The organism is Streptomyces sp. cg40, assembly GCF_050320165.1.
GTDB classification, from domain to species: Bacteria; Actinomycetota; Actinomycetes; order Streptomycetales; family Streptomycetaceae; genus Streptomyces; species Streptomyces hokutonensis.
In genome coordinates this window covers 1,368,383-1,379,289 of the sequence record NZ_CP190128.1, presented here as the reverse complement: position 1 = coordinate 1,379,289, position 10,907 = coordinate 1,368,383, and the positions used below count along the sequence as shown (strand labels likewise).

Annotated in this window: 7 protein-coding genes; 4 read left to right on the top strand and 3 right to left on the bottom strand. The window is 72.1% G+C overall.

Features of this window, described 5'->3' with window-relative positions; all coding sequences use genetic code 11:
* Window positions 1-215 precede the first annotated feature (215 nt).
* Together ACQHII_RS06100 and ACQHII_RS06095 are read right to left on the bottom strand one after the other, a co-directional pair.
* Window positions 216-449 (bottom strand): helix-turn-helix domain-containing protein, encoded by a 234-nt coding sequence (locus ACQHII_RS06100; RefSeq protein ID WP_427918260.1) that lies wholly within the window; start codon window positions 447-449, stop codon window positions 216-218.
* The gene (locus ACQHII_RS06095) at window positions 449-1,102 is read right to left on the bottom strand and encodes a DUF2975 domain-containing protein (protein WP_427918259.1); all 654 of its coding nucleotides are present in this window, start codon (window positions 1,100-1,102) and stop codon (window positions 449-451) included. The genes ACQHII_RS06100 and ACQHII_RS06095 overlap by 1 nt, the downstream gene beginning before the upstream one ends.
* Window positions 1,103-1,521: 419 nt before the next feature.
* On the opposite strand from ACQHII_RS06095, the gene ACQHII_RS06090 reads away from it, so the two are divergent.
* A complete protein-coding gene (locus ACQHII_RS06090; protein WP_427918258.1) occupies window positions 1,522-3,369 on the top strand; it encodes an N-acetylmuramoyl-L-alanine amidase in 1,848 nt (615 codons plus the stop codon).
* Window positions 3,370-3,393: 24 nt separating this feature from the next.
* Here ACQHII_RS06090 and ACQHII_RS06085 read toward each other — a convergent pair whose 3' ends face one another.
* The gene (locus tag ACQHII_RS06085; RefSeq protein ID WP_427918257.1) at window positions 3,394-6,279 is read right to left on the bottom strand and encodes an AAA family ATPase; all 2,886 of its coding nucleotides are present in this window, start codon (window positions 6,277-6,279) and stop codon (window positions 3,394-3,396) included.
* A 336-nt stretch (window positions 6,280-6,615) separates the two neighbouring features.
* Between ACQHII_RS06085 and ACQHII_RS06080 the strand changes: the two genes are divergently transcribed.
* The 3 genes from ACQHII_RS06080 to ACQHII_RS06070 all read left to right on the top strand — a co-directional run bounded on the left by ACQHII_RS06080 (window position 6,616) and on the right by ACQHII_RS06070 (window position 10,819).
* Window positions 6,616-8,304: a peroxidase family protein gene (locus ACQHII_RS06080; protein WP_427918256.1), complete on the top strand. Its 1,689-nt coding sequence runs from the start codon at window positions 6,616-6,618 to the stop codon at window positions 8,302-8,304.
* Between the two features lie 103 nt (window positions 8,305-8,407).
* A complete protein-coding gene (locus ACQHII_RS06075; protein ID WP_427918255.1) occupies window positions 8,408-10,318 on the top strand; it encodes a trypsin-like serine peptidase in 1,911 nt (636 codons plus the stop codon).
* Between the two features lie 66 nt (window positions 10,319-10,384).
* On the top strand, window positions 10,385-10,819 hold the full coding sequence (locus tag ACQHII_RS06070; RefSeq protein WP_427918254.1) for an OsmC family protein: 435 nt from the start codon (window positions 10,385-10,387) through the stop codon (window positions 10,817-10,819).
* Window positions 10,820-10,907: the final 88 nt, after the last annotated feature.

The window sequence follows — 10,907 nt, the reverse complement described above, 5'->3', positions numbered from 1 at the left end:
GCTGTTTCATCGAAATATTGCAGAGTGACATGGGCAGGTCTACAGCCTGAGCAGCACAATTTTCACCAGAAGCCCTCATGGCTCGGGCGTGGTGGCGGCGCGTGCGTCACTGTCGAGTCTGGCGGGCGGTCGCTCCGCGACTCGATGCCGGTTGCGGCCTTGCACTTCGAGAGCGCAAGTGGACGCAAGGAGCGCAATTTCTTGCGTGAATCTCGCTAGCGCTGCGGGCGGAAGGTGAGCAGGTCGCCGGGCTGGCAGTCGAGGACTTCGCAGATGCGGGTGAGGGTGCTGAAGCGAATGGCCTTCGCACGGCCGTTCTTGAGGATCGACAGGTTGACGTTGGTGACGCCCACCTGGGCGGCCAGTTCGGCCAGGGTCATGCCCCGCTCTTCCAGGATCCGGTCGAGGTGGACCTCGATGGCGTGCGGGTCGGCCTCGGCGGGGGACATCAGATGACGCCTTCGAGGTCTTCGCGCATCGCCGTGCCGACCCGCATGATCCGTGCCAGGGAGAGCAGTCCGATGCCGGTGAGCAGCGCGAAGTACGGCATGCCCCGGGTGACGTCGTACAGCAGCGGCCTGTGGTCTGCCGCCCGCAGGGAGTTGAGCAGGGCGGCGCCTGCGACGCTCTCCGTGAGGTGGCAGACGATGCTGCCGATGGCCAGGTACCAGCCGAGGGTGCGGAGCCGGCCCGCGGTGCGGACGGTGTACGGGCCGTGCCGGCGGGCGGCGCGGATCAGCCCGTAGAGCAGGACCAGGGCGCCGATGCAGAGGGCGGAGGACGGCAGTTCGGTCAGTGTGCTCAGCAGGCGGGCGCCACCGCTCGGGGAGTTGTCGCAGTACCTCGGTGTGAAGGTGACGTCGACGCCGGCCCCGGGCCGCATGGTCCGGCTCAGCCAGTCCTCGCCGCCCGCCTGCGTGTGCGTGTCGGTGACGCACACCGAACCGTCGCCCCATCCGAAGATGCCGCCGATCCCGACCGCCGCGTACGCCTTCAGCGTCAGGAGCACCGCGAGCACCGCGCACAGCACGGTGACGACAGTGGCCATGGGCTCCAGCGGGTTGCCGTCGCCGCGCTTGGCTCCGGCCGGCTCTCCGGTCATGGCGGACCGCCCCCTGCATATCGTTTATCGATGTTATCGAAAAACGATACAGCGGCGAGTGTGTGAGGGGCAAGCCGGTCGTCGTCGTGGTAACCGGCGATCCGGTGTGGTGGGTGACCGGGGCCGACCTCGCGGCCGAGACCGCGACCGGCGGGAGCCGTCCAACTCCGCCGACCAGGGCGGGGGTTACCAGCCGGAGTCCTCAACGCCCTTGACGCTGTGGTGAGTTCGCCGAGCCGGAGGGCGACTGGCGAGTGCCTGACACATCACTTTCACCCCGGTCGGCACTTCTCGTCGGTGCCCCTCCAACTACGCTCCAGCAGGCAGCAATCGACCCGTACTAAGGAAAGCCCGTGCAGCAATCCTCGCGCAGAAGATCCCGTCGGACGTTACTGGCCGGGATCCTGTCCGGTGGCCTCGTGGCCGCAGGCTGTTTCGCCGTGCTGCCGACGACGGCGCAGGCCACCCAGACCTCCACCGCCGACCGGCAGTCCGACTTCGCGGACGCGGCGAAGGAGTTCGGCGTACCGCTGCCGGTGCTCCTGGCCGTGTCGTACCAGGAGTCGCAGTGGGACGACCACGACGGGCAGTACAACACCTCGGGCGGATACGGTCCGATGAACCTGACGGACGTCACCGCCAAGATGGTGTCCGCGGGCGCGGCGGGCGCCGCCGGCCGTGGTGACCTCGCCGAGCTGACGTCCGACCCGGCCCTGCACACCCTCGACGCGGCGGCCGAACTGACCGGCGTCCCGGTGGCGAAGGTGCGCACCGACGACGGCGAGAACATCCGGGCCGGAGCCGCGCTACTCGCCTCGTACCAGAGGAAGTTGACGGGGAAGGGCTCAGCCGACCCGGCCGACTGGTACGGAGCGGTGGCCGAGTACAGCCAGTCGTCCGACAGGAAGGCCGCGCAGCTCTTCGCCGACCGCGTCTTCAAGACCGTGTCGTCGGGCGCCTCGCGCACCACCGTCGACGGACAGCACGTCGGACTCGCACCGCAGCGCACGGTCCGGCCCGAGACGGCGCAGCTGTCCGAACTGGACCTGAAAGCCGCCGCGACGGACACCGACACCGAGTGCCCGCCCACGGTGGACTGCACGTTCCTCGCCGCGGCCGCCTCCAACGGACAGGTGGCGGGCCGCCCGGACGACGGGGTGGGGATCAAGTACATCGTCCTGCACGACACCGAGTCGTCCTACGACTCCGCGATCAAGATCTTCCAGACAGCCGGCAGCGGCGACTCGGCGCACTACGTCATGCGGGCCTCGGACGGGGCCGTGACGCAGATGACGCCGACCAAGAACATCGCGTTCCACGCCGGCAACTACTGGTTCAACATGCACTCCATCGGCATCGAGCACGAGGGCTACGCCGCGCACGGCGCGACCTGGTACTCGCAGACGCAGTACCGGGCGACGGCGGATCTGGTGAAGTACCTCGCCGCCAGGTTCGACATCCCGCTCGACCGCGAGCACATCATCGGCCACGACAACGTGCCCGGCCCGCAGGACAGTTACATCACGGGCATGCACTGGGACCCGGGTCCGTACTGGGACTGGACGGCCTTCATGGCCATGGTCTCCCCGGCGCGGGCGTCCCGCGCGGAGAGTGCCGCCCGGCACGTCCCGAGGGTGGGTTCGGCGGTCACCATCAGCCCGGAGTTCTCGGCCAACGAACAGACCGTCCAGGTCTGCCCGGCCGACGATCCCACCGGCGCCACCACCGCCTGCACCGAGAGCACCGCGCCCTCCAACTTCCTTCCCGTGCGCACCGCGGCAAGCGCCGACGCACCCCTGTTCGCCGACCCCGCCATCCACCCCGGCGCGAGCGCGGGCACCGACTCGATCCACGACTGGGGCAGCACCGTGGAGGCCGGTCAGCAGTTCGTGGTCGCCGACGTCGACGGCGACTGGACCGCCATCTGGTTCAGCGGTGCGAAGGTGTGGTTCTACAACCCCGGCGGCGCCAACACCTGTGCCGCGCCGGACGCCACCGTCCTCCACTCCGGCGACCAGGCAGCCACCCTGTACGGCTCCGGCTACCCGCAGGCGTCCGAGTACCCCTCCGGCCTGTCCCCGTCCACGCAGAAGCCGCTGACGCTCTACACCTTCCCGGCGGGCCAGGCCTACGTGGCCACCCAACCACCGGTCAGCGCCGACGACTTCTTCGTCTCGGGCGACACCTACGTCACCGGCGCGGCGAAGTACTACACCATCCAGTACAACCACCGAGTGGTCCTGGTCGACGCCTCGCAGGTCTCCTGAACCGACCGGTACGGACCCGGCCCGCTACCCGGTGACCCCGGCATGAGCCAGGCAGCGGGCCAGGTCCGAACGGGAACGAACGCCCAACTTGCGGTAGACACGCGTGAGATGGGCCTCGATCGTCTTGCGGGACAGGAAGAGCGACGCGGCGGCCTCCACGTTGCTGAGGCCCTCGCCGATGGCGCGCGCCACCTGGAGCTCCTGCGGGGTGAGCAGGGCCACCGCGGGCGGTTCGTTCCCGTGGACGGCGGAGCGGTGCCCGGCCGCCGCGACCTCCGCCTCGGCCCGGACCGCCCACGGCACGGCGCCCAGCGCCGTGAACGTCCGCCGCGCGAGCAGCAACGGCTCCCGTGCCGCCGACGGGCGCCGGAACCGGCGCAGCGCCTCGCCCGCGACGAGCCGGGTCCGGGCCGACTCGAAGGCCAACTCCTTGCCTGCATGGACGCGTTCGGCCACGGCCAGCCAGTCGGCCGCCTCCTCCGCGGACCGCGCGAGCATCACCCGGCACCGGGCGTGCGCCGCCGCCGGCCACGCCAGACCGGTCGCCGTCTCCCGCTCCCGCAGCCAGTCCGCGACGGCGACGGCCCCCTCCCGCGCCCCCGTCCGCAGACAGGCTTCGGCGAGGTCCGCCACCCACGGCATCAGACACGGATTGACGAGCCCCATCTCGTCCGCCAGGGCGAACGCCGCCTCCAGATGCCCACGCGCCGCCTCCGGATCACCGGCCGCGAGCGCGGACGTACCGAGCGCACCGCGCGCGAACAGGGCCAGGCCGCGCAGCCGGCCGCCGCACCAGCGCTCGTACTGCGCCACCCGCTCCCGGCACTCCGCGAAGTCGCCCCGCAGGGCGTCCAGTCGAGCCAGCTGCACCAACGCGTATCCCGTCATCGCCAGATGTCCGAACTCCTCAGCCCAGCGCAGGGCTTCGGTGGCGTCCGCGCGCGCCATGGGCCAGCGTGACCACATCTCCACCTGGCCCCGCGCGAGCAGCGCGTACGGCAGGAGGGCGGGGGAGTGGTCGCGGCGCATCCCCTCGATCACCGTGTCCAGCACGCGGCGGGCGAGATCTCCCTCGTCGGTCCAGGACAGGCCCTGCGCGATCTCCATCGTGACCTGGCGTTCCTCGGGACCCGTCCGGCCGCGCGACTCCTCCAGCAGCGCGAGCAGCGTCGTACGGCCCTCGCTCACGTCGCCGCCCAGCACCTGCGCCCGGGCGCGCATGACGGCGGCCTGCCTCCGCCGGATGCCGTGGGTGCCGGCCGCGAGTTTCTCGCAGCGCGCGGCGATGTCGCACGCGTCGCGGATCCGCCCGTCCATCGTCGCGGGCACCACCGCGGCCCCGTACAGCTGGGAGGCGCGCGAGCGGTCCACCGGCTCCACCGTCCGGGCGGCGCCGACCAGCAACTGGTGCGCGCGGCCCGGATCCCCGAGCCAGGTGCAGGCCTGGCCGCGCAGCAACTCGATGTCCGCGGTGAGCAACGGGTCCCGGCTGTGCGACAGAGCCTGTTCGCACCACTGGGCGGCGTCGCGCGCCGTACCGCCGTAGAAGGCGTCGTGCGCGGCCTCGAACAGTCGGCGGGCCGCGTCCGCGGGGTCCGGAGACAGCTGGGCGGCACGGCGCCAGGCGGGTGCGGCGGCGGCCAACGCCCCGCGCTGCCGCGCCTGTCCGGCGTCGGCCACCAGCCGCTCGGCGACCGACTCGTCGGGACCGGGAGCGGCGGCGGCCAGGTACCAGGTCTGGAGTTCGCCCGAACTCAGCGTGGCCAGCCGCCGGTAGACCTCCAGCCGCCGGACCGTGGCGCACTGTCCGAGGACCACCGGCCGCAGCACGGGATGCCGCAGCTCGCAGGCACCGTCCCGCATCCGTACCAGCCCGGCCGCCTCGGCCGCGTCCAGATCGGCGGTCGTCAGTCCGTCGGACGCCAACGCCCTCTGCAGCAGCGGCCATTGAGGGGTCCGGCTGGCGGCGACGTACACCAGTGCCTCCCGGCTGCGGGGCGGCAGCACACGCAGCATTCCGCGCCACGCCCGCTCCACCAGCGGCCCGGGTGCCTCCCACGAGTCGTCCCACGGCTCGGCCCCGCAGGCGCGGGTCCGGGCGAGCGCCGCCGCGTACTCCACCAGGACCAGGGGGTTGCCGTGCGCCAGCCGCACGATCCGGCCCGCCGCCCGGTCCGCCCGGTCGAGTGCCTGTCGGCGCAGCAGCGTCCAGCACTCGTCGTCCGTCAGCGGCCCCAGCGTGGTGTGCGGCACGCTCTCCCGGATCCCGTCCTCCTCATGCCCCCGGCGCGCCGCCATCATCAGGGCCACCCGCTCCGTCGCCAGCCGCCGCGCCACGAACTGAAGGACCTGGCGCGAGGAGGGATCGGCCCAGTGCACGTCGTCGACGAGAATCAGCAGCGGCCACTCCTCCCCGGCCGCGGCCAGCACGCCGAGCGCCCCCGCGCACACCGCGTACGGGTTCGACTCGGCCACGTCCGTGAGCGCGAGACACCCCTCGACGGCCCTGCGCTGCGCCGACGGCACATCGCCGAAGTGGTGGCGGAGCGGCAGCAGCACATCGGCGATCACCGCGTACGGCAGCACGGCCTCCGACTCGACCCCGCAGGCCCACAGCACCCGGGCGCCCTGGCCGCGCTCGGCCGCGTGCCGCAGCACCATGGTCTTGCCGATCCCCGGCTCACCGCTCAGCAGCAGCGCGCCGCCCCGCTGCGGCAGATCGTCCACCAGGCCGTTCACCAGATCCTGTTCGGCCCGCCGGCCGACCAGGGCAGCGGGTCCCGGCACCTCGTCGGGAGTCAGGACGCAGTACGGCTCGTGCGCCGCGCCCGACGACGGCCCGCGCACCTCCGAGCCGCCCGCCGCGTGGACCCGATCGCATGCCGCCGCACCCGCCGGCATACCCGTCATCGCTGGTTCCTCCATGACGCCCCCGTACCTCCGCCACTCCCCAGCGGCGGTCCGTCATGGCTCCAGGGTGCCCCCGGAAGGGCGATCGGCGGCAGAGGTTGGAACGGTCCTACGACGGCCTCCGTACGGCGTCGTCCCCGCGGTGGACGCACAGGGCGTAGGACCTGCCGGGTGCATCCGGCGCCGGCGGCGCGGCAGATGGCGTAGGAGCTCCGGCGGCCACGCTGCTCGGCGTCGCGGGACCGTATCTCCCGGGCGGAGGCAGGGAGTTCCCCGAAGCCGGGCTGCGGGTGTTCGGGAATGCTCGCGTGTTCCCAGACCGGAAAGGGACACGGGATGACTGAGCAGGGACAGTTCCGGCGAGTGATCACGAACCTCACGCACGGTGGACACGCGATTCTCGACAGTGCGGACGGAGCGGTGCAGGCCGCCCGGACCCAGGAGAGTCTCAGCACGCGCGGCACGGTGGTTCAGGAGTCCACCGACGATGCGGCGCACGTGGGTACCACTGATTTCGACTACCTGTTCCCCGACCTGGCGAAGAAGTTCCCGGACAACCACCTGCCGAACGACGACGTCGTGAAGGTCGCCACAGCCCTGCTCGCACTGGGCACGGCGATGGTGGAGACCCCGGACGAGGTGCGCGACCCGGATCTCAACTCGCCCATTCCGCCGATCTACACCTACTGGGGCCAGTTCGTCGACCACGATCTGACGGCCGCGACCGACCGCGACCTGGTCATCAACATCACCGACGATCCCCTGCCGCCCGTGCCACCGGACGAGGTGATCGAGAAGCTGGCGAACCTGCGCATCCCGACGCTGAACCTCGACTCGGTCTACGGCGACGGGCCGTTCGCACCGCGGGTGGCGGGCACCGACGCCGTGCCCTACGACGGGATCAAGCTCCGGCTGGGCCTGCTCTCGCCGGTTCCCGCCACGGTGGGCGCGCTCATCCCCCCGGTCGACGACACGCAGCGGGACCTGCCGCGCAAGACCGACCGCACCCCGCTCGTCGGCGACACACGCAACGACGAGAACCTCGTGGTGGCCCAACTGCACGTCGCCTTCCTGCGGTTCCACAACGCGGCCGTCGACTGGGTGCGCGAGAACGAGCCCGAGTTCGAGTCGGACGCCGAGGTCTTCCGCCGGGCCAGGGACCTCACCCGGTGGACCTACCAGTGGCTGAGCGTCCACGACTATCTGCGCACCGTGGCCCGCCCCGACGTCGTCGATCTCGTCGACACCTCCGAGGGGAACCTGCTCGACCTGGACCGGCGCGGCACCTACATGCCGATCGAGTTCTCGGTGGCGGCCTTCCGCTTCGGCCACAGCATGGTGCGCGGCGCCTACGACTGGAACCGCAACTTCGGCCGCCCCGGCGACCGGGCCCCCGTGTCCACCCTCGACCAGCTCTTCCAGTTCACCGGCAGGGGCGGTTTCGTCGGCCCGCTGACGACGCTCCCGTCGAACTGGCCGGCCGAATGGGACCGGATGGTCGACAAGAACAGCCCGTTCGGCAACCGCTTCGCACGGCTCATCGACACCAGGCTCGCGCCCCCGCTCGCCGACCTGCGCAACGAGGGCAACGACCCGAGCCTGCCCGAGCGGATCAAGGAACTGCTCAAGCACCTGGCCCAGCGCAACCTCCTGCGCGGCTACCGCCTCGCCGCCCCCACCGGGCAGGCGGTCGCCGAAGCGCTCGGCGTCGCGCCCCTCACCCGCGCGGAACTGGAGCAGGACAGCAGCGACCCGGTCAAGGACGCCCTGGAGGCGGGCGGTCTCTTCGACAGGACCCCGCTGTGGTTCTACATCCTGAAGGAGGCCGAGGTGCGGGAGCTGGGCCGACGCCTCGGCGAGGTCGGCAGCCGCATCGTCGCCGAGACCCTCATCGGCCAGCTCCGCAACGACCCCGGTTCCTACGTCAACAGGACGAGCTGGAGCCCCGCCCAGGGTGTTCTGCTCCCGAACGGCCGGCCGGTGCGCACGATCCCGGACTTCCTCCGGTTCGCCGGCGTCCTGTGACCCGATGACACGCCCCCGCCGGGCAGTTGCTCCGGCGGGGGCGCCGTGCGCCGTAGGGAGTTCCCCGAAGCGTCCTGCGTCCCCCTCCTCGGAGCATGCGCCCATGGACCTACGACAACAGCAGCAGAACATGGCGCGGCGCTACCGGGACACGGTGGCCCAACGCGAGGACATCCGGCGTCGGCAGGCGGAGACCGGCACGCCCTTCGCCGCCGACAGCGAGGAGCAGCTGCGCGCCCGCGCGGAGCGGCTGTTGCGGAAGGGGGAGGTCGATCCGGGTGCCCTGCCGTCCGACGGGGAGCCGGTGCGTCCGGCCGTCGTGTTCGAACGGATCCTCGGCGCCGCGAGCGAACTGCAGAGCGTCAACTTCCTTGCCCGCGGGGAGCGCGCGGCCCGTGCGGTCGCACGTGTCTCGATCATCGAGGACGGCCGGAGGGCCGGGTTCGGCACCGGGTTCCTCGTGGGGGAGCGCCTGTTGCTCACCAACAACCACGTGCTGCCCGACGCGGCCACGGCGACCGGGTCCTTCGCGGAGTTCGACCTCGAATCCGACGTCGACGGCACGGCCAAACCGGTCGACTCCTACGATCTCGCCCCGGACGTCCTGTTCGTCACGGACCCCGCGCTCGACTACACACTCGTCGCCGTCGGATCGGGCGCCGCCGGGACGTGGCCCGGCACGGCCCACGGCCGGCTGAAGCTGATCGCGCAGCAGGGGAAGATCGTCATCGGCGAGCCGGTGAACATCGTCGGCCACCCGGACGGCCGGCCGAAGGAGATCGCGGTCCGCGCCAACGAACTCCTCAACCAGCTACCGGAGTTCCTCCACTACCGCACGGACACTGAGCCCGGAAACTCCGGCTCACCCGTGTTCAACGACCAGTGGGAAGTCGTCGCGCTGCACCACGCCGGGGTGCCCGATCCCGACGGCTCGGGCTGGATCGCCAACGAAGGAACCCGGGTCAGCGCCATCCTGCGGCACCTCGCCGCAGCGGAGCCGCCCCCCGAACAGCGGGCGCTGCTCGCCGAGTTGGGCCCCCAGGCGGTGCCGAGGGAAGCGGTGCCGGACGAGCGCCCCGTCCCGCCGGCCGGAGGCGCCGGCGTCCAGGAGCGGAGCGGAGTGACCGGGCGGACCGGCCACGGCCGACCCGTCGTGTTCCTGCACGGCCGCGGGCAGCAGGGCCACAACCCCGCCGACCTGCGCACCAGTTGGTGCGGCGGCCTGGCCACCGGCCTCACGGCGGCGGGCCTCGCGCCGCTGGACCCCGCCGACGTCTGGTTCCCCTTCTACGGCGACGCGCTGGCCGCCGCCTCGGTCACCCGCGAGAGCGTCGCCCCCGGTACGGCGACGACCACGGCCGAGGCGTATGTGCCCGTCGACTCGGCCGCCCGCGCGGTGTACTCCGCGCTGCTGACCGAAGCCGCCGACACCACCGGGATGCCCGCGTCGGAGCGGGCGTCCGACGCCGCGCAGGAGTCGGGCCTGCTCGGCGGGGCGATCGCCGCGCTGCAACGGCCGCTGTCCTGGATCGCGGCGCGCAGCGGGCTCGACGACGTCGTGATCGCGACGGTGTTCCGCGATGTCGCGGCCTACCTCGGCAACAAGTCGGTACGCGACGCCGTGCTGGAGGCGGTGCTGGCCGGGCTGCCCGAGAACGGCGAGTTCGTGCTGGTCAGCCACAGCCTCGGCACCGTCGTCGCGCTCGACCTGTTCACCAGGCTGCCCGCCCGGACCTCGGTCCCCCTGCTGGTGACCGCGGGCAGCCCGCTCGGACTCGACGCCGTGTACAGGCGGTTGCTCGTCGGCGGACCGGTCCGCCCCGGTCAGGTCGACGTGTGGACCAACGCGTGGGCGGCCGCGGACGCCGTCGCCATCGGCTGTCCGCTCCACGACGACTGGCCTCAGGTCCGCGACGTGGTGTGCCCCAACCGCAAGGACCGGGCGCACGACATCACGCAGTACCTGTCCCACGCTCCCGTCGCGGCCGAGATCGGCCACGCGGTCCGCCCGTAGTCCGGCGACGCGGGTCGGCGGCGCGCGGCGGGGGATCCGGCCGGGTTCTCTGGAAGGATCTCCGGCATGAGCGAAAACTCCCTGCGCCTCGTCACCGTCGACCGCACCGGCCCCGGCCGGTTCACCGCCACCAACGCCCGCGGCGGCACCGTCGAGTTCGGCACCGCGAACGGCGGCGGCACCGAGTTCACCCCCGTCGAGCTGCTGCTCGCCGCGATCGGGGGCTGCACCGCGGCCGACGTCGACGTGGCCACCACCCGGCACGCGGAGCCCGACGGCTTCACGGTCACGGTGACCGGCAACAAGGTCAGCGACGACCTCGGCAACCGGATGACCGACCTCGCGGTCACCTTCGCCGTGTCCTTCCCGGAGGGCGAGGCGGGGGACCGGGCCCGCGCCATCCTGCCCCGGGCGGTCACCGTCTCCCACGACCGGCTGTGCACGGTCAGCCGCACGGTGGAGACCGGCACGCCCGTCACCGCGACGATCAAGGACGCCTGACGGACACGGAAGGCCCCCTGTTCTCTGCGGGCCGGTGACAAGGGGCTCGCCGGGCGCTGCGTTCTTGTGAGCACTGCCCGATCCCCGG

Bases quoted from the DNA above. Each gene is read 5' to 3' on its own strand.
- ACQHII_RS06095 (WP_427918259.1), bottom strand. From the start codon at position 1,102: ATGACCGGAGAGCCGGCCGGAGCCAAGCGCGGCGACGGCAACCCGCTG.
- ACQHII_RS06070 (WP_427918254.1), top strand. From the start codon at position 10,385: ATGAGCGAAAACTCCCTGCGCCTCGTCACCGTCGACCGCACCGGCCCC.
- ACQHII_RS06100 (WP_427918260.1), bottom strand. From the start codon at position 449: ATGTCCCCCGCCGAGGCCGACCCGCACGCCATCGAGGTCCACCTCGAC.
- ACQHII_RS06075 (WP_427918255.1), top strand. From the start codon at position 8,408: ATGGACCTACGACAACAGCAGCAGAACATGGCGCGGCGCTACCGGGAC.
- ACQHII_RS06080 (WP_427918256.1), top strand. From the start codon at position 6,616: ATGACTGAGCAGGGACAGTTCCGGCGAGTGATCACGAACCTCACGCAC.
- ACQHII_RS06085 (WP_427918257.1), bottom strand. From the start codon at position 6,279: ATGACGGGTATGCCGGCGGGTGCGGCGGCATGCGATCGGGTCCACGCG.